Below are 20459 nucleotides of genomic sequence, written 5' to 3'. Positions count from 1 at the left end.
GACACAGGTAGTCGAGGCGAGTAGCCTCAGGTGAGCGAGAGAACTCTCGTTAAGGAACTCGGCAAAATGGCCCCGTAACTTCGGGAGAAGGGGCGCTGGCTTTAAGTCAGCCGCAGTGAATAGGCCCAAGCAACTGTTTATCAAAAACACAGCTCTCTGCTAAATCGTAAGATGATGTATAGGGGGTGACGCCTGCCCGGTGCTGGAAGGTTAAGAGGAGCGCTTAGCATTAGCGAAGGTGTGAATTGAAGCCCCAGTAAACGGCGGCCGTAACTATAACGGTCCTAAGGTAGCGAAATTCCTTGTCGGGTAAGTTCCGACCCGCACGAAAGGCGTAATGATTTGGGCACTGTCTCAACGAGAGACTCGGTGAAATTTTAGTACCTGTGAAGATGCAGGTTACCCGCGACAGGACGGAAAGACCCCATGGAGCTTTACTGCAGTTTGATATTGAGTATCTGTACCACATGTACAGGATAGGTAGGAGCCTATGAAATCGGGACGCTAGTTTCGGTGGAGGCGTTGTTGGGATACTACCCTTGTGTTATGGCTACTCTAACCTAGATAGGTTATCCCTATCGGAGACAGTGTCTGACGGGCAGTTTGACTGGGGCGGTCGCCTCCTAAAAGGTAACGGAGGCGCCCAAAGGTTCCCTCAGAATGGTTGGAAATCATTCGCAGAGTGTAAAGGTATAAGGGAGCTTGACTGCGAGAGCTACAACTCGAGCAGGGACGAAAGTCGGGCTTAGTGATCCGGTGGTTCCGCATGGAAGGGCCATCGCTCAACGGATAAAAGCTACCCTGGGGATAACAGGCTTATCTCCCCCAAGAGTTCACATCGACGGGGAGGTTTGGCACCTCGATGTCGGCTCGTCGCATCCTGGGGCTGTAGTCGGTCCCAAGGGTTGGGCTGTTCGCCCATTAAAGCGGCACGCGAGCTGGGTTCAGAACGTCGTGAGACAGTTCGGTCCCTATCCGTCGCGGGCGTAGGAAATTTGAGAGGATCTGCTCCTAGTACGAGAGGACCAGAGTGGACTTACCGCTGGTGTACCAGTTGTCTTGCCAAAGGCATCGCTGGGTAGCTATGTAGGGAAGGGATAAACGCTGAAAGCATCTAAGTGTGAAGCCCACCTCAAGATGAGATTTCCCATGATTTTATATCAGTAAGAGCCCTGAGAGATGATCAGGTAGATAGGTTAGAAGTGTAAGTGTGGTGACACATGTAGCGGACTAATACTAATAGCTCGAGGACTTATCCAAAAAAGAAACGAGTCAATATTGACAGCGAGTCGGTTTCTTGTTAGAATATATAGGTATTCAATTTTGATTGGATAATCAATCATAGTTAAGTGACGATAGCCTAGGAGATACACCTGTTCCCATGCCGAACACAGAAGTTAAGCCCTAGCACGCCTGATGTAGTTGGGGGTTGCCCCCTGTTAGATATGGTAGTCGCTTAGCATTTATCCGCCATAGCTCAGTTGGTAGTAGCGCATGACTGTTAATCATGATGTCGTAGGTTCGAGTCCTACTGGCGGAGTTTAAAAGCGGTAGACGGAGAGCAACTCAGATGAGTTGCTTTTTTTGTGCATCAATTTGGACATTTTTGTCATGTTTCTTTTCCCTAATCCTTTCTATAATAAGGGTACCTTAACAATAAAAAGGGAAAAGGAGATAGAAACAGTGGATTTTGAACGCTATTTTCAAACGGTTAAACCAATTATTTTAAAATTACGCCGTCATTATTTTGTCAAACTTTGGGATTATGAAGATTGGATTCAAGAAGGTCGAATTGTTTTCTTTCAACTCTTAGAGGAGCATCCAGACCTCTTAAATAATGAAGGCAAATGCTATAGCTACTTTAAAACAAAATTTTCTAACCATGTTAAAGATATTATCCGCCATCAGGAATCCTTTAAACGGAAATTTAATCGCATGCCTTATGAAGAAATTAGTGATATTAGTCACTGTGTGCCCCAGGTATTTTTCTTTGAAGTCGAAGATTACGTGGCTTATCAGGATAGCTTAGCTTGTTTACGAAGAACATTGGGAAGAGAAGACCGACTAAAGTTGGAAAAAGTGATTCGTGGGGAACGTTTTGAAGGGAAGAAAGCCTTTTTAAAAAGCATTGAACTGTATTTCTCAGATTTTAGACCATAAGAAAAGACCAGAATCCTCTGGTCTTTTCTTACTCTTCTGCCCGGAAGAAGGCTTTGTTTTTAGTTGAAAACATGAATATTTGTCCTAAATAATCAAAAATGATTCGCTAAAAACGAATTATTTTGCTAATTAAATGGAATTTTTCAGAAAATTGTGGTAAAATTGAACAAATATTAGTTTTGGAGGCTTCTCATGAAAGCAATTATTACTGTTGTCGGAAAAGATAAAGCAGGTATTGTAGCAGGTGTTTCAGCAAAAATTGCTGAGTTTGGTTTGAATATTGATGATATTTCTCAAACTGTTTTGGATGATTTTTTCACAATGATGGCTGTTGTTTCATCTGATGAAAAACAAGATTTCACAAAATTACGCTCTGAATTTGAAGCTTATGGGGACACGCTTAACGTCAAAATTAACATTCAAAGCGCAACGATTTTTGACGCTATGTACAATATTTAAGGAGGCTAGCTGTGGATATTAGACAAGTTACTGAAACAATTGCAATGATTGAAGAGCAAAATTTCGATGTTCGTACTATTACTATGGGGATTTCTCTTCTTGATTGTATCGATCCTGATATTAACAAAGCTGCTGATAAAATTTATAAAAAAGTAGTCGAAAAAGCTGGTTCTCTTGTTGAAGTTGGAGATGAAATTGCTGCTGAGCTTGGTATTCCTATTGTCAATAAACGTGTGTCTGTGACACCAATTTCAATCATCGGTGCTGCAACTGATGCGACAGATTATCTTCCACTTGCACATGCTTTAGATAAAGCTGCACATGAAATTGGTATTGATTTCATCGGTGGTTTTTCTGCACTGGTTCAAAAAGGTTACCAAAAAGGCGATGAAATTTTGATTAATTCAATTCCTCGTGCACTTGCTGAGACTGAAAAAGTATGTTCATCAGTAAATATTGGTTCAACAAAATCTGGTATCAATATGACTGCCGTTGCTGACATGGGACGTGTGATTAAAGAAACTGCTCAATTGTCTGATTTAGGCGCTGCGAAATTAGTTGTGTTTGCCAATGCGGTTGAGGATAATCCTTTCATGGCTGGTGCTTTCCATGGTGTTGGTGAAGCGGATGTTGTCATTAATGTCGGTGTTTCTGGTCCTGGTGTTGTCAAACGTGCTCTTGAAAAAGTTCGCGGTGAAAGCTTCGATGTTGTTGCAGAAACTGTTAAGAAAACAGCCTTCAAAATTACTCGTATCGGTCAATTAGTTGGTCAAATGGCTAGTGAACGTTTAGGGGTTAAATTTGGTATTGTTGACCTTTCACTTGCTCCTACACCAGCTGTTGGGGATTCTGTCGCTCGTGTTCTTGAAGAAATGGGACTTGAAGCAGTTGGTACTCACGGTACAACTGCTGCACTTGCGCTTTTGAATGACCAAGTTAAAAAAGGTGGAATCATGGCTTGTAACCAAGTCGGTGGTCTATCAGGTGCTTTCATTCCAGTTTCTGAAGATGAAGGAATGATTGCTGCTGTTCAAAATGGTTCTCTTAATTTAGAAAAACTTGAAGCTATGACAGCTATCTGTTCAGTTGGTTTGGATATGATTGCTATTCCTGAGGATACTCCGCACGAAACAATTGCTGCTATGATTGCTGATGAAGCTGCTATTGGTGTTATTAATCAAAAAACTACAGCTGTTCGTATCATTCCTAAAGGTAAAGAAGGCGATATGATTGAATTTGGTGGACTTCTTGGTGCTGCACCAGTGATGCGTGTTAACCATAATTCGTCCGCTGATTTCATTCACCGTGGAGGTCAAATTCCTGCGCCTGTCCATAGCTTTAAAAACTAATCTGTTAATCATTTTTAATCATAAAATATCTAGGGTGAAAGTAATTTTTGCCCTAGATTTTTGTTTGAAATCCTTCTTTAAAAACTTGTCTTTTTCCTAATTAAGATTGTGTTTTGGACGAAGGAGCAAAGCGAAAAATATGTTATAATAAAGTGGCATTAAAGTCTTAAATTACTATTTATTTTGTTATCACTATTTCTATTTGTTTCTAGTTTATAGGAGGAAGCCAATGGTAAAAACAAGGTTGTATATTGCTCGTCATGGTAAGACAATGTTTAACACAATCGGTCGTGCACAGGGTTGGAGTGATACTCCGTTGACTGCTGAGGGTGAACGTGGTATTCAGGAACTTGGTGTTGGCTTAAAGGCTGCGGGTTTGACATTTAAGGAAGCTTTTTCAAGTGATAGTGGGCGGACTTTGCAAACAATGGAAATTATATTGCGAGAATGTCAGCAAGAGGATATTCCTTACACGCGTGATAAACGTATTCGTGAGTGGTGCTTTGGTAGTCTAGATGGAGGATATGACGGTGAGCTCTTCAACGGTGTTCTTCCTCGAGTTTTTGATAAGGATATAACAAAGCTGTCTTACGAAGAATTAGCCAAGGGCATTTACAAAGTTGATACTGCTGGTTGGGCTGAAACTTGGGAAGAGCTAAGTAGTCGGATTTTAGAAGGCTTTACTGCTATTGCTAAAAAGATTGAAGCATCAGGCGGCGGCAATGCCATTGTAGTGAGTCATGGTATGACTATTGGTACATTTTTGTGGTTAATTGACCCTACAACACCAAGAGGTCTTGGACTAGATAATGGTAGTGTAACAGTTGTTAGTTTTGAGAATGGCAAATTTATTATTGAATCGATTGGAGATGTTAGTTATCGTCTCAAAGGTAGACAATTATTAGAAGAAAGAAAAGATGAGAAAAAAGCGTAGTTTACCAACCTTAATATTAGGGTTATTAGTTATTATCATTTTTATTGTTGGAATTTTTGTTTTCGTTCAAGGAAATCGATTGACGTTAAAGGGAAATGCAAGAAATGCTTCTACTTCGGTGAGTCAAAGTTCATCAGCTAAGTCCCCTTCAGTAGCTGCTAAGAAAAAAGTAGCGAATTTACCTGATGTTTCAACCAAAGATTGGCAATTGGTCTTGGTAAATCGTGACCACATCACGCCAGAAATGAATCCGGATTTGACGCAGATTGATAATATTACGGTTGATTCACGTATTGCTGATGATGCTCGTAATTTCTTGGCTGCAGCGCAAGCTATTGACACTAGTGAACACTTGATTTCTGGTTACCGAAGCGTTGCGTATCAGGAAGAATTGTTTAATTCATATGTATCGCAGGAAATGGCTGCTGACCCAAGTTTGACACAGTCTGCGGCAGAAGAGTTGGTTAAGACGTATTCACAACCGGCTGGGGCTAGTGAACACCAAACTGGTTTAGCCATGGATATAAGTACTGTTAATTACCTCAATCAAAGTGATGTTGATGTTGTGGAAAAAGTAAAAGCTATTGCACCTGAATATGGATTTGTTCTTCGTTTTCCAAAAGGAAAAAGTGAGTCAACAGGTGTTGATTATGAAGATTGGCACTTCCGTTATGTTGGTAAAGAATCAGCAAAATACATGACTGATAATAATCTTAGCCTTGAAGAATACATTGCTTTGTTGAAGGAGAATAAACGATGAAATCTCGATTCTCTTTTGTTCAATTTCTTGTATTTTTGGCTGTTTTGGTTCTAGGTATTTTTTCACCGCTATATGCTCACCGAGCAACACCTAGTGCAAATAAAACAGAAAAAGTTTCCTATAATAAGTCGGAATTTTTTGCTGATATTGCACCAACGGTTCAAGAAGTGGCAAAAGCTTATGGCGTGCGTCCGTCATTGGTAATGGCACAAGCAGCGTTAGAATCTGATAATGGTCAAAATTTGCTAGCTGTAAAATATCATAATCTCTTTGCTGTTTTAGCGCAGCCAGGAAATAAACCTGTGACTTTGAAATACAAACGTTATTTTGTCAATGAGTGGCAAACTGAAATTGGCCAATTTGCTGTTTATAAATCTTGGGATGATGCTATTTACGATTATTTTGATTTGCTGAAATCAGGTAAAATTCGTAATAGCGAAGGAGCTTATGACGTTATGGTTTCTAACAAAGGGTACAAGAAACCAGCACAAGCACTGCAAGATATTGGCTTTAGTTCAGACCCAAATTATGCGAGTAAATTGATTGCTATTATTGAAGAAAATGACTTAACAACATATGATAAATAAAAAATTAGCACTCTAGTAAAAAGAGTGCTAATTTTTTATGCTTTTTCCTTGACACTGATTTTTAGAGGAGTATAATAGAATTATAAATTAGCAGTCGAGGTAAATGAGTGCTAAAAGTTGAAAGGGCGAGGTTATGATTACACAACGTCAAAGTGAAATTCTGAATTTAATCGTTGAATTGTTTACACAGATGCATGAACCTATTGGCTCTAAAACTTTGCAAGCAACTATCGATTCAAGTAGTGCTACCATTCGTAATGACATGGCTAAACTTGAAAAGCTAGGGTTGCTTGAGAAAGCTCACACGTCTAGTGGACGGATGCCAAGTGCTGCTGGATTTAAGTACTTTGTTGAGCATTCATTGAGTCTTGATAGTATCGATGAACGTGATATTTACCAAGTGGTTAAGGCTTTTGATTTTGAAGCTTTTAAGCTTGATGATATTTTACAAAAGGCAAGTCAAGTCTTGGCTGATATGACTGGTTATACATCAGTGATTTTGGATGTTGAACCAGCCCGCCAGAAATTAACTGCCTTTGATATTGTTCAACTATCAAGTCATGACGCTTTAGCTGTTTTAACTTTGGATGAATCTAAACCAGCAACCATTCAGTTCGCCATTCCGAAAAGCTTTATGTTGAAAGATTTGGTGACTTTGAAAGAAATCGTTGATGAACGTTTGCTTGGTCGCACGGTGATGGATATCCATTATAAGTTACGAACAGAAATTCCACAGGTTTTGCAAAAGTATTTCACAGTGACAGATAATGTTTTGGATTTGTTTGATTATATTTTTGCAGAATTGTTCAGAGAATTGGTTTTTGTAGCTGGTAAAGTTAATTCGCTTGATTATGCTGATTTGGAAACTTACCGTTTCTTGGATAATGACCAACGAGTGGCGGTTGCGCTTCGCTCTTCAATGAAAGAAGATGAAATTGCCAATGTTCAGGTTGCAGATAGTCCAGAGCCAGCTTTAGCAAATGTGACTGTTTTAACACATAAGTTTCTGATTCCTTATCGTGGATTTGGGCTCCTTAGCTTGATTGGTCCCATTGATATGGATTATCGCCGAAGCGTTAGCTTGGTTAATGTTATCGGGCGAGTTTTAGCGATGAAACTTGGTGATTACTACCGATATCTTAATAGTAATCACTACGAGGTCAACTAAGTTTAGTAATTGAATTAAATTGATAAAAAGATAGGGAGGGACACAGTGTCAGAAGAAATTAAAAACGAAGAACTTCAAGAAGAAGTTGAAGCCACTGATGTTGTGACTGAAGAAAAAGTAGAAGAGCAGCCTCAAGAAGATGCTCAAAATGAAGAATTACAAAAAGCACTTGAGCGTGCTGAAGATTTTGAAAATAAATACCTTCGTGCTCATGCTGAAATGAAAAATATTCAACGTCGTGCTAACGAAGAACGTCAACAATTGCAAAAATATCGTTCACAAGATTTAGCTAAAGCAATCTTGCCAAGTTTAGATAACTTGGAACGAGCTCTTGCTGTTGAGGGTTTGACTGACGATGTAAAAAAAGGTCTTGAAATGACACGCGATAGCCTAGTTCGTGCACTTAATGAAGAAGGTGTTGAAGAAGTGGTTGTTGAAAACTTTGACCACAACTTGCACATGGCAGTTCAAACACTTCCAGCGGATGATGAACATCCAGTGGATAGCATTGCACAAGTTCTTCAAAAAGGTTATAAACTTCATGAACGCTTGTTGCGTCCTGCAATGGTTGTTGTTTACAACTAAATGCAAATGACCTGACCGCAATGTCATTAAACTATAACAGAAAGCATAAAAAAGATAAATTCATATAAAAAAGAGGGGTAGAACATGTCTAAAATTATTGGTATTGACTTAGGTACAACAAACTCAGCTGTTGCAGTTCTTGAAGGAACTGACTCAAAAATTATCGCAAATCCAGAAGGTAACCGTACAACTCCATCAGTTGTTTCATTCAAAAACGGTGAAATCATCGTTGGTGATGCTGCAAAACGTCAAGCAGTGACAAACCCAGATACAGTTATCTCTATCAAATCTAAAATGGGTACTTCTGAAAAAGTATCTGCAAACGGTAAAGAATACACTCCACAAGAAATCTCAGCAATGATTCTTCAATACCTTAAAGGTTACGCTGAAGATTACCTTGGTGAAAAAGTAACAAAAGCTGTTATCACAGTTCCTGCATACTTCAACGATGCTCAACGTCAAGCAACTAAAGACGCTGGTAAAATCGCTGGCCTTGAAGTAGAACGTATCGTTAACGAACCAACTGCAGCTGCACTTGCTTACGGTCTTGATAAAACTGATAAAGATGAAAAAATCTTGGTATTTGACCTTGGTGGTGGTACATTCGACGTATCTATCCTTGAACTTGGGGATGGTGTCTTTGACGTACTTGCTACAGCAGGTGATAACAAACTTGGTGGTGACGACTTCGACCAAAAAATTATTGATTGGTTAGTTGCTGACTTCAAGAACGAAAACGGAATTGACCTTAGCCAAGATAAAATGGCCCTTCAACGTTTGAAAGATGCTGCTGAAAAAGCTAAAAAAGATCTTTCAGGTGTTACTCAAACACAAATCTCACTTCCATTCATCACTGCAGGAGCTGCTGGACCTCTTCACTTGGAAACAAGCCTTTCACGTGCTAAATTCGATGATTTGACTCGTGACCTTGTTGAACGTACTAAAACTCCAGTTCGTCAAGCTCTTTCAGATGCAGGTCTTTCAATCTCTGAAATCGACGAAGTTATCCTTGTCGGTGGTTCAACTCGTATCCCTGCCGTTGTAGAAGCTGTTAAAGCTGAAACTGGCAAAGAACCAAACAAATCAGTTAACCCTGATGAAGTAGTTGCTATGGGTGCTGCTATCCAAGGTGGTGTTATCACTGGTGATGTTAAAGACGTCGTACTTCTTGACGTTACTCCATTGTCACTTGGTATCGAAACTATGGGTGGTGTATTTACAAAACTTATCGACCGTAACACTACTATCCCAACTTCTAAATCACAAGTCTTCTCAACAGCTGCTGATAACCAACCAGCTGTAGATATCCATGTTCTTCAAGGTGAACGTCCAATGGCTGCTGATAACAAAACTCTTGGTCGTTTCCAATTGACTGATATCCCAGCTGCACCTCGTGGTATCCCTCAAATCGAAGTAACATTTGATATTGATAAAAACGGTATCGTATCTGTTAAAGCTAAAGACCTTGGTACTCAAAAAGAACAACACATCGTTATCCAATCTAACTCAGGTTTGACTGATGAAGAAATTGAAAAAATGATGAAAGATGCAGAAGCTAACGCAGAGGCTGATGCTAAACGTAAAGAAGAAGTTGATCTTCGTAACGAAGTTGACCAAGCTATCTTTGCAACAGAAAAAACAATCAAAGAAACTGAAGGTAAAGGTTTCGATACAGAACGTGATGCTGCTCAAGCTGCTCTTGATGAATTGAAAGCTGCTCAAGAAGCTAACAATCTTGAAGATATGAAAGCTAAACTTGAAGCTCTTAACGAAAAAGCTCAAGCACTTGCTGTTAAAATGTACGAACAAGCTGCTGCAGCTCAACAAGCAGCACAAGGTGCTGAAGGTGCTCAATCAGCTGATTCATCAAACAACAATGGTGATGACGTTGTTGACGGTGAATTCACTGAAAAATAATTGAGTCTTCTAGACAGATTTACATTGGGTTTGAAACTCAGTATGTTGAAAATATAAATCTAATGCAGAGGTTGCAACCCAGCCTCTGCTTTTGGGTAGAATGCTGATTAATTTGGAGTTCAGAATGAAAAAAGTTGCTTGTGTGATTTACCCGAACTTTTCATTGTATGAAATAGTTGATTTGACCAGTAGTTTAGTATTGCAATATGGTATTAAAGTCGATTATATTTCTTCTAACAAAGAAAGTGTGATTTCTTAAGATGGTTTGATTTGTCAGGCGACAAAGACATTTGATGAAGTTAATCTAGATGATTATTCGTGTGTTATTTTACCAAGAATGTCAGATTTTACTTCTGCGTTGAAAGATAATACTTTGATTCAGTTTTTAAAACAACTAAAAGGAAAATCGATACTAGTTGCGGCTATATCGTCAGCGCCGATTCTATTATCGAAGGCTGGATTATTGGAGAATACTACTTTTACTGGTGGTATATGGCAAAATTTCTTCGGGTATTTTGACTTTCTTTCTAGAGAAAATTTCATTCCAAAGGCGATTCATCAGGATAAAAACATTGTTACAGCTATTGGTTTCGCACATCAGGAACTTGCTAAGAAAATATTAGCTAATTTAGGATTGTGTGATGATGTAGAATTGGTTGATAAGCCCTCAGAAAATTTGATTTTCAATATGTCAGACGAAGATTTTGCAGAAATTAAGTCTTGCTTTGAACATATTTGATGAGTTTCAAGAATCCAAATTTATAGCAGCATTTCAACATTGCCCTATGACTGATTTTAAAGTGCTAAATTTTGTCAGAATAAGAAATAATTAAGGTATTTAATATGAACAATACAGAATTTTACGATCGTTTGGGTGTTTCTAAAGACGCTTCGCAAGCTGAAATTAAAAAAGCTTACCGCAAATTGTCTAAAAAGTATCACCCAGATATTAATAAAGAACCTGGTGCAGAAGAAAAATATAAGGAAATTCAAGAAGCCTATGAAACTTTAGGTGATGAACAAAAACGTGCAGCTTATGACCAATATGGTCCTGCTGGTGCCAACGGTGGCTTCGGTGGCGGAGCTGGCGGCTTTGGTGGTTTTGATGGAGCTGGCTTCGGTGGATTTGAAGATATCTTCTCAAGCTTCTTTGGCGGAGGCGGCGGAATGCGTAATCCAAACGCACCTCGTCAAGGTGATGACCTTCAATACCGTGTCAATTTGACATTTGAAGAAGCTGTCTTTGGTGTTGAAAAAGAAGTAGTTTACAACCGAGAATCAACATGTTCAACTTGTCATGGCTCAGGTGCAAAACCAGGAACTAGTCCCGTAACATGTAGCCGTTGTCATGGTTCAGGTGTGATTAATGTTGATACACAAACACCACTTGGTATGATGCGTCGTCAAGTGACATGTGATGTCTGTCACGGTAAAGGTAAAGAAATCAAAGAACCATGTCACACATGTCATGGAACAGGACACGAAAAGAAAACACACAAAGTGTCTGTTAAAATTCCGGCTGGTGTTGAAACTGGTCAACAAATTCGCTTGCAAGGACAAGGTGAGGCTGGCTTTAACGGCGGTCCTTATGGTGACCTCTTTGTTATCATCAATGTTTTACCAAGTAATAAATTTGAACGTAATGGGTCAACAATTTACTACACAATGAATATCAGCTTTGTTCAAGCAGCTCTTGGTGACACTGTCGAAGTACCAACTGTCCATGGTGATGTTGAAATGACAATTCCAGCTGGTACTCAAACTGGTAAGACTTTCCGACTCCGTGGTAAAGGTGCTCCTAAATTGCATGGTGGTGGTCAAGGTGACCAACACGTTACGGTTAATATTGTGACACCAACAAAACTTAACGATGCACAAGTTAAAGCTCTTAAACAATTTGCGCAAGCAGGTGGCGACAAAGTTGGAAATCCTAAGAAAAAAGGTTTCTTCGACAAAGTTAAAGACGCCTTTGATGGTGAATAATTGAAAACTAAAAAGAGATTGGAATCTATTTTCCGGTCTCTTTTTTTATAGAAGGGGAGATTATGAAAGAATACTTTATTGACGACCAAAATGCTTATATGCGCTATCAAGATTTTCCAGGTGAAAGTAGTCCAATTTTATTTATACATGGTTTAGGGTGTGCAGGGTCTTTTGACTACGGAGAAGTTGTTTCTCAGGAGAGTTTAAAAGATCATCGTTGCATACTTATTGATTTGTTGGGAGCAGGTTACGGTGATAAGCCGGAAGACTTTGATTATCGTGTCAGTTCTCATGCTGCTTATTTGAAATCTTTTGTTGAATCATTAGAATTGACAAATCTTACGATTTTTTGGCATAGCTTAGGTGGACCAATTGCTATTGAATTAGCCAATCTTTGTCTAGATAGAGTTGAACATTTAATTTTAAGTGAACCTAATTTAGATCCGAGTACTTTTGGAAGCTCGAGTTTTGAAATTGCAAGCTTTTCAGAAAAAGAATTCATTGATTTCGGATTTTGTAAAGTATTAGCAGAAAGCAAAAATTCAGGTAATAGTATGTGGGCAGTAACTTTGGCACAGTGGTCACCTTATGCAGTTCATCGAATGTCTGTCAATGCTGTTCAGGGTGGAAAAACATCTTGGCGCCAGATGTTATATGATTTGAATTTACCTAAAACAGTGATTTTTGGAAGAAAATCATTGCTAGATAATGACTATACAAGTTTAGCAGAGGCAGGCGTGTCTTTGAGAGTTGTTGAGGATGCAGGGCACTCGATGGCTTGGGAGAATCCTTCTGGGCTTGCTCAAGCAATTATGGCTGGTTTGAAGGATTAATACTATGCAGAGGTTGGAGTCCATTTTCCAATATCTGTTTTTATGTTAAAATCTGTACGGGGACAGTCTGTTCTAAATTTTCTGGAAAGTCCTCTAGGAAGATGATAAAATACACACATGGTAAGATATAAAGCAACAATTTCATATGATGGTAGGCTTTTTGCCGGTTTTCAGCGTCAACCGAGTGAGCGTTCGGTCCAGGAAGAACTTGAAAAGACCTTACAGAGGCTAAATAGTGGTCAGCCTGTTAAAGTTCACGGTGCAGGTCGTACAGATTCTGGGGTTCATGCTTATGGGCAAGTGGTTCACTTTGATTTGCCGCAGGCGCGTGATGTGGAGAAATTGCGTTTTGGATTGGACACGCAATCCCCAGAAGACATTGACGTGGTGAAGGTTGAATTAGTCAGTGATGACTTTCACTCTCGCTATAATAAACACAGTAAAACTTATGAATTTTTAGTTGATTCTGGTCGTCCTAAGAATCCGATGATGCGTCATTATGCGACGCATTACCCATATCCGTTAGATTTGGCTTTAATGCAGGAAGCTATCAAGGATTTGGTGGGGACACATGATTTTACTGGATTTACAGCTTCAGGAACATCTGTAGAAAATAAAGTTCGCACGATTACACGAGCAACAGTTGACATTGACGAAAAAACTGGTTTCTTTGTCTTTACCTTCAGTGGAAATGGTTTTCTTTATAAACAAGTCCGCAATATGGTGGGGACTTTACTGAAAATTGGAAATGGTCGTATGCCAGTTAGTCAGATTAAGACGGTGTTAGCGTCTAAAAATCGTGATTTGGCTGGACCTACGGCAGCAGGTAATGGGCTTTATTTGAAGGAGATTATTTATGACGAATAAGTACATTTTGGCAATTTCTGGCAATGATATTTTTAGTGGTGGTGGGCTTTATGCTGATTTAGCAACCTACACAACTAATCATTTGCATGGCTTTTTAGCAGTGACTTGTTTAACAGCTTTGACAGACAAAGGTTTTGAAGTTTTTGCGACAGATGACGAGGTGTTTGATCATCAATTAAACAGCTTAAAAGATGTTCCTTTTTCAGGAATTAAATTAGGTTTGTTGCCTAATGTTAGACTGGCTGATAAGGCACTTGAATTTGTTAAAGAGCATAAAGAAATTCCGATTGTACTTGATCCGGTTTTAGTTTGTAAAGAAAAACATGATGTGGAAGTTTCAGCTCTGCGTGACGAGCTTTTGAAATTTTTCCCTTATGTGACGATTATTACTCCTAATTTGGTTGAAGCGGAGCTATTGACCCAAATGACTATCAAGACTTTGGACGATATGAAAGCAGTTGCTAAACGTTTAGTTGATTTGGGTGCTAAACATGTGGTCATCAAAGGTGGTAATCGATTGAGCAAAGAGCAAGCCATTGATGTCTTTTATGATGGCAAAGATTATGAAGTGTTTGAAACAGCTGTGCTTGATAGCAATAATATTGGTGCAGGTTGTACCTTTGCGTCAAGTATTGCGAGTCAATTGGTCCTTGGAAAATCAGCTAAGGAAGCTGTTGCGGTATCAAAAGAGTTTGTTTACCAAGCTATCCGCCATTCAGATAAATATGGAGTGAAACAAAATTATGACGAAAAATAAGACACGCGATTTAACGGTAATGGCGGTTTTGGCGGCGCTTTGCGTTGTGCTTGCCTATATACACATTCCAACGCCAACAGGTTATTTAACCCTTCTTGATGTTGGGATTTATTTCACAGCTTTCTATTTAGGGTCTAAGTCAGGAGCTGTTGTGGGTGGTTTATCAGGTTTTTTGATTGACCTTTTGTTGGGCTATCCACAGTATATGTTTCATAGTTTGATTGCCCACGGTGCACAAGGATTTTTTGCTGGTTGGACAGAGAAAAAACGTATTTTGGGATTAGTTTTTGCAAGTATTTCAATGGTTGCTTGGTACTTCTTAGCGGCATTACTTTTAGGATATGGTTGGGGTGCTGCTTGGGCTAGTATTCCAGGAAACTTACTCCAAAATATTTTTGGCATGTTTGCAGGTTATTTGATTTTTCTATCGTTTGGAAAAGGGATTAACAAAAAATAGATTAGTAAACCAGGGAGGCATAAGATGGATTTAGAAGCATTAGCAAAAGAAACACGAGCAATTGTTGTTGATATTGTGGAACGCTCAGCCATTAAAAAAGGACAAATTTTTGTCCTTGGGTTATCATCTAGCGAAGTAGCAGGTGGCTTGATTGGAAAAAATAGCAGCGCAGAAATTGGTGAAGTGATTGTAAAAACCATTCTCGATGAACTTAATGAGCGCGGTATTTATCTAGCTGTTCAGGGATGTGAACATTTGAATCGTGCTTTGACAGTCGAACGTGAATTAGCTGAAAAGAAAGATTTAGAAATCGTCAATGTTATTCCAAATCTACACGCTGGTGGTAGTGGTCAAGTGGCTGCTTTTAAATTCATGAGCGACCCGGTTGAGGTAGAAGAAATTGTGGCGCATGCAGGGCTTGATATCGGTGACACTTTTATCGGTATGCATGTCAAGCGCGTTCAAGTTCCTCTTATTCCAGTTCAACGTGAACTTGATGGTGCCCACGTCACAGCGCTTGCTAGCCGACCAAAACTTATCGGTGGTGCGCGTGCGACTTACACAGTAGACCCAATCCGTAAATTTTAAACAATTATAAAAAGGCTGAAGTGCTGAACTTCAACCTTTTTTGCTTATTTAGAAAGTATCGGATTAGCATACATTGTTGGCAAATGAATATCGTTTTCCAAGAGGGCTTTTTGGTAAAGGCGATAGAAGTTTGAGTAAATGTAGCTTTGTTTACCGTTTTGAACGAAAATATCAATTCGGAAAACAAGTTGAGCAGTGCTATTAGTATGTGGACCAAGAATTGTCGGACTACCAACGATTTCAGGAAAATTTGGTAATTGTTCTTGGTTAACGGTTTTGATGATATTGGCTACTTTCTCAAGGTCAGTGTGAGCGTAGATTGGAATATCAATCTGAACACGCATATCACCACGAGATTTATTTGAAACAACAGTGATATTACGGTTAGGAATGAAATGCAAGGTTCCGTCAAAACCACGAATTTGTGTTGTACGGATACCAACGCTTGAGATGTTTCCTTCGACAGCTCCGATAACAACTGAGTCACCGACTTCGAATTGATTTTCAAGCAAGATGAAGAAACCATTGACGACATCAGTCAAGAAACCTTGTGCCCCAAGACCAAGGGCAACCCCAGCAAGTCCAGCACCTGCAAGAAGACTTGAAACAGGAACACCTAGAATGCTTAACACCCAGTAGATAAAGAAAAAGTAGAGGGTGTAATTCATAATATTGTGGAGCAGTTTCGTGATGGTTTTTTGACGTGCTTCAGTTTGACGTGAGAGTGCAATTGATTTTGCAACAGCATGTGTGAAAATGAAATTAACAACCCTTTTAGCAACGAGAAAAAGCACAAGAAGCAGGATAAGAGACATTGTTTTTGAGATAAGATCAATAGCAATCTCTTCTACCTGAAGTTGTTCGATATATTTTGAAATAATGTTCATACCCATAGTTTATTAAAAAAATACTTTGCAAGCAAGTTTTTATTAATTTGATTTGTTGACACAAAGTAATAATAGGCAAAACTGCTGAAATGATAAGAAAAAACTTAGCCTCTAAAACCATTGATATAACACTATTCTTTGACAAAAAAGCCTGAAATATGTTAAACTAAACTGTATATAAAATTTTAAGGAGAAATGACTTCATGTCTGTATCATTTGAAAACAAAGCTACTAACCGTGGCGTGATTACATTCACAATCGGTCAAGATAAAATCAAACCAGCTCTTGATCAAGCATTCAACAAAGTTAAGAAAAATTTGAACGCACCTGGCTTCCGTAAAGGTCACATGCCACGTGCCGTATTTAACCAACAATTTGGTGAAGAAGCACTTTACGAAGATGCATTGAACGCACTTCTTCCAGCAGCTTACCAAGCAGCGGTTGCAGAACTTAGCCTTGATGTTGTTGCTCAACCAAAAATTGACATCCAATCAATGGAAAAAGGTCAAGAATGGACTTTGACTGCTGAAGTTGTTACAAAACCAGAAGTTAAACTTGGTGACTACAAAAACCTTGAAGTATCAGTAGAAGCTTCTAAAGAAGTAACTGACGCTGAAGTTGACGAAAAAGTTGAACGCGAACGCAACAACCTTGCTGAACTTATCGTTAAAGAAGGTGCAGCAGAACTTGGTGATACAGTTGTTATCGACTTTGTAGGTTCAGTTGACGGTGTTGAATTTGACGGTGGTAAAGGTGAAAACTTCTCACTTGAACTTGGTTCAGGTCAATTCATCCCTGGTTTCGAAGACCAATTAGTTGGTGCTAAAGCTGGTGAAACTGTAGAAGTTAACGTAACATTCCCAGAACAATACCAAGCTGAAGATCTTGCTGGTAAAGATGCTAAATTCGTTACAACTGTACACGAAGTTAAAGCTAAAGAAGTTCCAGCTCTTGACGACGAACTTGCTAAAGACATCGACGAAGAAGTTGAAACTCTTGACGAATTGAAAGCTAAATACCGTAAAGAACTTGAATCAGCTAAAGAAATCGCATTTGACGATGCTGTTGAAGGTGCTGCTCTTGAATTGGCTGTTGCAAATGCTGAAATCGTTGAATTGCCAGAAGAAATGGTTCACGACGAAGTTCACCGCGCTATGAACGAATTCATGGGTAACATGCAACGTCAAGGTATCTCTCCAGAAATGTACTTCCAATTAACTGGTACAACTGAAGAAGACCTTCACAAACAATACGAAGCTGACGCTGACAAACGTGTTAAAACTAACCTTGTTATCGAAGCTATCGCTAAAGCAGAAGGATTTGAAGCTTCTGACGAAGAAATCGAAAAAGAAATCAACGACCTTGCTTCAGAATACAACATGGAAGTTGAACAAGTTCGTAACCTTCTTTCAGCAGATATGCTTAAACACGATATCGCTATGAAGAAAGCTGTTGAAGTGGTAACAAGCACTGCAAAAGTAAAATAATTTATCCTTAGATAAATAGTTATAAAGTCAGGTAATCTATAGATTACTTGGCTTTTTAGGCCCTTTCTCAGAAATTCTTATAAATCTTTTGACGAATTGACAAAATTAGCGTAAAATAGAGAATAACGAAAATTAAGATAATAGGGTTATTGTGGCTGTTTGCTCACATCCTAAGATTAATAAGGAGAATTACCTTGGAATTAGAAGTATTTGCTGGACAAGAAAAAAGCGAACTTTCAATGATTGAAGTTGCACGTGCTATTCTGGAAGAACGTGGACGCGATCATGAAATGTATTTCAGCGATCTTGTAAATGAGATCCAAAACTACCTCGAAAAATCTGACGCAGAAATTCGTGAAGCTTTACCATATTTTTACTCGGCATTGAACGTTGATGGAAGCTTTATTCCACTTGGCGACAACAAATGGGGACTTCGTTCATGGTATGCTATCGACGAAATCGACGAAGAAATCATTACACTTGAAGAAGATGAAAATGGAGCACCAAAACGTAAACGTAAACGTGTAAATGCCTTTATGGATGGTGATGAAGATGCTATTGACTATTCAGATGATGACCCAGAAGATGAAGACTTCACACCTGAATCATCTGATTTAGAGTACGATGAAGAAAATCCAGATGATGAAAAATCCGAAGTTGAGTCATATGATTCAGAAATCAACGAAATCATTCCAGATGATGATTTGGATGAAGAAGTTGATATCAACGAAGAAGATGATGAAGATGACGATTTAGACGAAGAATAATTAGTTTAAGTGTCTAAAATTAATTTAAAAAACTAATTCATATCATTTGACAAAAGTCTCAGGATAGTTTATAGTATTATTTGGGCACCTCTTTTTTAGAGGTCTGAGAAAAGCTCCCTAACTTTTTAGGGAGCTATTTTTGTTTTCCTAAAAGTAAATGGCCATTTGCTTTTTTTATTTATCGAATAAATTTGCTAATTATTTGATATTCTTTCGCTTTCAATTTTCAAGCACTTATCGTTTGCTATCATTTTTATTTTAAAGGAGTTTTATTTAATGACTAAGTATATTTTTGTTACTGGTGGTGTTGTTTCTTCTATCGGTAAGGGAATCGTTGCTGCAAGTCTTGGTCGTCTTTTGAAAAATCGTGGTCTTAAAGTGACTATCCAAAAATTTGACCCATACATCAACATTGACCCAGGTACAATGAGTCCTTATCAACACGGTGAAGTTTATGTAACAGACGATGGTGCGGAAACTGACCTTGACCTTGGTCACTACGAACGTTTCATCGATATCAACCTTAACAAATATTCAAACGTTACAACTGGTAAAATCTACAGCGAAGTTCTTCGTAAAGAACGTAAAGGTGAATACCTTGGTGCAACTGTCCAAGTTATTCCACACATCACTGACGCTTTGAAAGAAAAAATCAAACGCGCTGCTACAACAACTGACTCTGATGTTATCATCACTGAAGTTGGTGGTACAGTTGGTGATATCGAAAGTCTTCCTTTCCTTGAAGCTCTTCGTCAAATGAAAGCTGATGTTGGTGCGGATAACGTTATGTACATCCACACAACTCTTCTTCCATACCTTAAAGCTGCTGGTGAAATGAAAACTAAACCAACACAACACTCAGTTAAAGAATTACGTGGGCTTGGTATTCAACCAAACATGTTGGTTATCCGTACTGAAAAACCAGCTGGTCAAGGCATTAAAAATAAATTGGCACAATTCTGTGACGTAGCTCCAGAAGCTGTAATTGAGTCACTTGATGTGGATCACATTTACCAAATTCCACTTAACATGCAAGCTCAAAATATGGACCAAATCGTTTGTGATCATTTAAAACTTGATGTGCCAAAAGCTGATATGTCAGAATGGTCAGCAATGGTTGATAAGATCATGAACCTTAAAAAATCAACTAAAATTGCTCTTGTTGGTAAATATGTTGAATTGCCAGATGCATACCTTTCAGTTATTGAAGCACTTAAACACTCAGGTTACGTTAACGATGCAGCAATTGACCTTAAATGGGTTAACGCTAACGACTTGACTGCTGATAACGTTGAAGAAGTGCTTGGTGATGCTGATGGTATCATCGTTCCTGGTGGATTCGGTCAACGTGGTACAGAAGGTAAAATCGAAGCTATTCGTTATGCGCGTGAAAAAGATGTGCCAATGTTAGGTATCTGTCTTGGTATGCAATTGACATGTGTGGAATTTGCTCGCCACGTCTTGAATATGGAAGGTGCAAACTCTGCTGAGCTTGATCCAGAGACTAAATATCCAATCATCGACATCATGCGTGACCAAATCGATATTGAAGACATGGGTGGAACACTTCGCCTTGGGCTTTACCCATGTAAATTAAAACCAGGTTCACGTGCAGCACAAGCTTACAACAATCAAGAAGTTGTGCAACGTCGTCACCGTCACCGTTACGAATTTAACACTAAATTCCGTGAACAATTTGAAGCTGCAGGTTTTGTTTTCTCAGGTGTATCGCCAGATAATCGCTTGATGGAAGTTGTTGAATTGCCAGAGAAAAAATTCTTCGTGGCTGCTCAATATCACCCAGAACTTCAAAGTCGTCCAAACCGTCCAGAAGAGCTTTACACAGCCTTTGTGACAGCAGCGATTGAAAATAGCAAATAATCACTAAAACAGATTAACACTCTTCAAGCTAAA

19 protein-coding genes, 1 tRNA gene, 2 rRNA genes and 1 pseudogene (1 of these 23 cut by a window edge) are annotated in these 20459 nt (G+C 38.9%); 22 read left to right on the top strand and 1 reads right to left on the bottom strand.

What is annotated here, in order from left to right:
- From STRINF_RS00385 to STRINF_RS00295, 19 genes and pseudogenes are all read left to right on the top strand, one after another.
- Positions 1–1260 (top strand): 23S ribosomal RNA (locus STRINF_RS00385); it begins 1641 nt to the left of the window's first position.
- 85 nt (positions 1261–1345) lie between these two features.
- A 5S ribosomal RNA gene (gene rrf / locus STRINF_RS00380) occupies positions 1346–1461 on the top strand.
- 5 nt (positions 1462–1466) lie between these two features.
- Positions 1467–1540: transfer RNA gene (locus STRINF_RS00375), tRNA-Asn, on the top strand.
- Between the two features lie 143 nt (positions 1541–1683).
- A complete protein-coding gene (locus tag STRINF_RS00370; protein ID WP_115283725.1) occupies positions 1684–2160 on the top strand; it encodes a sigma-70 RNA polymerase sigma factor region 4 domain-containing protein in 477 nt (158 codons plus the stop codon).
- Between the two features lie 192 nt (positions 2161–2352).
- The gene (locus STRINF_RS00365; protein ID WP_006531014.1) at positions 2353–2619 is read left to right on the top strand and encodes an ACT domain-containing protein; all 267 of its coding nucleotides are present in this window, start codon (positions 2353–2355) and stop codon (positions 2617–2619) included.
- Positions 2620–2630: 11 nt separating this feature from the next.
- Positions 2631–3968: a PFL family protein gene (locus STRINF_RS00360; protein ID WP_006531013.1), complete on the top strand. Its 1338-nt coding sequence runs from the start codon at positions 2631–2633 to the stop codon at positions 3966–3968.
- Positions 3969–4197: 229 nt separating this feature from the next.
- Entirely contained in the window at positions 4198–4902 is a 705-nt protein-coding gene (locus STRINF_RS00355) for a histidine phosphatase family protein (protein ID WP_006531012.1), read from the top strand.
- Positions 4886–5662: a M15 family metallopeptidase gene (locus STRINF_RS00350; RefSeq protein ID WP_006531011.1), complete on the top strand. Its 777-nt coding sequence runs from the start codon at positions 4886–4888 to the stop codon at positions 5660–5662. Before STRINF_RS00355 ends, STRINF_RS00350 begins: the two co-directional genes overlap by 17 nt.
- Complete coding sequence (locus STRINF_RS00345; RefSeq protein WP_006531010.1) at positions 5659–6249, top strand: glycoside hydrolase family 73 protein; 591 nt, start codon at positions 5659–5661, stop codon at positions 6247–6249. The genes STRINF_RS00350 and STRINF_RS00345 overlap by 4 nt, the downstream gene beginning before the upstream one ends.
- 133 nt (positions 6250–6382) lie before the next feature.
- The gene (gene hrcA, locus STRINF_RS00340; protein ID WP_006531009.1) at positions 6383–7417 is read left to right on the top strand and encodes a heat-inducible transcriptional repressor HrcA; all 1035 of its coding nucleotides are present in this window, start codon (positions 6383–6385) and stop codon (positions 7415–7417) included.
- Between the two features lie 45 nt (positions 7418–7462).
- Positions 7463–8002, top strand: a complete 540-nt coding sequence (gene grpE, locus STRINF_RS00335; protein WP_006531008.1) for a nucleotide exchange factor GrpE — start codon at positions 7463–7465, stop codon at positions 8000–8002.
- An 84-nt stretch (positions 8003–8086) separates the two neighbouring features.
- A complete protein-coding gene (gene dnaK / locus STRINF_RS00330) occupies positions 8087–9919 on the top strand; it encodes a molecular chaperone DnaK (RefSeq protein ID WP_006531007.1) in 1833 nt (610 codons plus the stop codon).
- A gap of 124 nt (positions 9920–10043) precedes the next feature.
- Positions 10044–10658: pseudogene (locus tag STRINF_RS00325) on the top strand (DJ-1/PfpI family protein).
- 104 nt (positions 10659–10762) lie between these two features.
- On the top strand, positions 10763–11902 hold the full coding sequence (gene dnaJ / locus STRINF_RS00320; RefSeq protein WP_006531004.1) for a molecular chaperone DnaJ: 1140 nt from the start codon (positions 10763–10765) through the stop codon (positions 11900–11902).
- A gap of 62 nt (positions 11903–11964) precedes the next feature.
- Positions 11965–12735 (top strand): alpha/beta fold hydrolase, encoded by a 771-nt coding sequence (locus STRINF_RS00315; protein WP_006531003.1) that lies wholly within the window; start codon positions 11965–11967, stop codon positions 12733–12735.
- Positions 12736–12852: 117 nt separating this feature from the next.
- Positions 12853–13602 (top strand): tRNA pseudouridine(38-40) synthase TruA, encoded by a 750-nt coding sequence (gene truA / locus STRINF_RS00310; protein ID WP_006531002.1) that lies wholly within the window; start codon positions 12853–12855, stop codon positions 13600–13602.
- On the top strand, positions 13592–14359 hold the full coding sequence (locus STRINF_RS00305; protein WP_006531001.1) for a bifunctional hydroxymethylpyrimidine kinase/phosphomethylpyrimidine kinase: 768 nt from the start codon (positions 13592–13594) through the stop codon (positions 14357–14359). Before truA ends, STRINF_RS00305 begins: the two co-directional genes overlap by 11 nt.
- Positions 14346–14816: an ECF transporter S component gene (locus STRINF_RS00300; protein ID WP_006531000.1), complete on the top strand. Its 471-nt coding sequence runs from the start codon at positions 14346–14348 to the stop codon at positions 14814–14816. The genes STRINF_RS00305 and STRINF_RS00300 overlap by 14 nt, the downstream gene beginning before the upstream one ends.
- 24 nt (positions 14817–14840) lie before the next feature.
- The gene (locus STRINF_RS00295; protein WP_006530999.1) at positions 14841–15404 is read left to right on the top strand and encodes a TIGR01440 family protein; all 564 of its coding nucleotides are present in this window, start codon (positions 14841–14843) and stop codon (positions 15402–15404) included.
- A 44-nt stretch (positions 15405–15448) separates the two neighbouring features.
- Here the strand turns inward: STRINF_RS00295 and STRINF_RS00290 are convergent, their stop codons facing one another.
- On the bottom strand, positions 15449–16291 hold the full coding sequence (locus tag STRINF_RS00290) for a mechanosensitive ion channel family protein (RefSeq protein ID WP_043878253.1): 843 nt from the start codon (positions 16289–16291) through the stop codon (positions 15449–15451).
- 203 nt (positions 16292–16494) lie between these two features.
- Here STRINF_RS00290 and tig point away from each other — a divergent pair, with 203 nt between their 5' ends.
- The 3 genes from tig to STRINF_RS00275 all read left to right on the top strand — a co-directional run bounded on the left by tig (position 16495) and on the right by STRINF_RS00275 (position 20426).
- Entirely contained in the window at positions 16495–17778 is a 1284-nt protein-coding gene (gene tig, locus STRINF_RS00285; RefSeq protein ID WP_006530997.1) for a trigger factor, read from the top strand.
- A 194-nt stretch (positions 17779–17972) separates the two neighbouring features.
- Entirely contained in the window at positions 17973–18545 is a 573-nt protein-coding gene (rpoE, locus tag STRINF_RS00280; RefSeq protein ID WP_006530996.1) for a DNA-directed RNA polymerase subunit delta, read from the top strand.
- Positions 18546–18821: 276 nt separating this feature from the next.
- Positions 18822–20426 carry a CTP synthase gene (locus STRINF_RS00275; RefSeq protein WP_006530995.1) on the top strand — a complete coding sequence of 535 codons (1605 nt, stop codon included), beginning with the start codon at positions 18822–18824 and terminating at the stop codon, positions 20424–20426.
- Positions 20427–20459: the final 33 nt, after the last annotated feature.

Source organism: Streptococcus infantarius subsp. infantarius ATCC BAA-102 (assembly GCF_000154985.1).
Lineage (GTDB): Bacteria > Bacillota > Bacilli > Lactobacillales > Streptococcaceae > Streptococcus > Streptococcus infantarius.
Note: the sequence above shows the minus strand (reverse complement) of the source record. Positions and strands in the feature narration are given on the sequence as shown.

What these genes read in the sequence shown, in the direction of transcription:
- tig (WP_006530997.1), top strand. Translation starts at nt 16,495, where the DNA reads ATGTCTGTATCATTTGAAAACAAAGCTACTAACCGTGGCGTGATTACA.
- STRINF_RS00355 (WP_006531012.1), top strand. Translation starts at nt 4,198, where the DNA reads ATGGTAAAAACAAGGTTGTATATTGCTCGTCATGGTAAGACAATGTTT.
- STRINF_RS00350 (WP_006531011.1), top strand. Translation starts at nt 4,886, where the DNA reads ATGAGAAAAAAGCGTAGTTTACCAACCTTAATATTAGGGTTATTAGTT.
- STRINF_RS00365 (WP_006531014.1), top strand. Translation starts at nt 2,353, where the DNA reads ATGAAAGCAATTATTACTGTTGTCGGAAAAGATAAAGCAGGTATTGTA.
- STRINF_RS00275 (WP_006530995.1), top strand. Translation starts at nt 18,822, where the DNA reads ATGACTAAGTATATTTTTGTTACTGGTGGTGTTGTTTCTTCTATCGGT.
- STRINF_RS00305 (WP_006531001.1), top strand. Translation starts at nt 13,592, where the DNA reads ATGACGAATAAGTACATTTTGGCAATTTCTGGCAATGATATTTTTAGT.
- STRINF_RS00345 (WP_006531010.1), top strand. Translation starts at nt 5,659, where the DNA reads ATGAAATCTCGATTCTCTTTTGTTCAATTTCTTGTATTTTTGGCTGTT.
- hrcA (WP_006531009.1), top strand. Translation starts at nt 6,383, where the DNA reads ATGATTACACAACGTCAAAGTGAAATTCTGAATTTAATCGTTGAATTG.
- STRINF_RS00290 (WP_043878253.1), bottom strand. Translation starts at nt 16,291, where the DNA reads ATGAACATTATTTCAAAATATATCGAACAACTTCAGGTAGAAGAGATT.
- STRINF_RS00300 (WP_006531000.1), top strand. Translation starts at nt 14,346, where the DNA reads ATGACGAAAAATAAGACACGCGATTTAACGGTAATGGCGGTTTTGGCG.
- dnaJ (WP_006531004.1), top strand. Translation starts at nt 10,763, where the DNA reads ATGAACAATACAGAATTTTACGATCGTTTGGGTGTTTCTAAAGACGCT.
- dnaK (WP_006531007.1), top strand. Translation starts at nt 8,087, where the DNA reads ATGTCTAAAATTATTGGTATTGACTTAGGTACAACAAACTCAGCTGTT.
- truA (WP_006531002.1), top strand. Translation starts at nt 12,853, where the DNA reads ATGGTAAGATATAAAGCAACAATTTCATATGATGGTAGGCTTTTTGCC.
- STRINF_RS00295 (WP_006530999.1), top strand. Translation starts at nt 14,841, where the DNA reads ATGGATTTAGAAGCATTAGCAAAAGAAACACGAGCAATTGTTGTTGAT.
- STRINF_RS00315 (WP_006531003.1), top strand. Translation starts at nt 11,965, where the DNA reads ATGAAAGAATACTTTATTGACGACCAAAATGCTTATATGCGCTATCAA.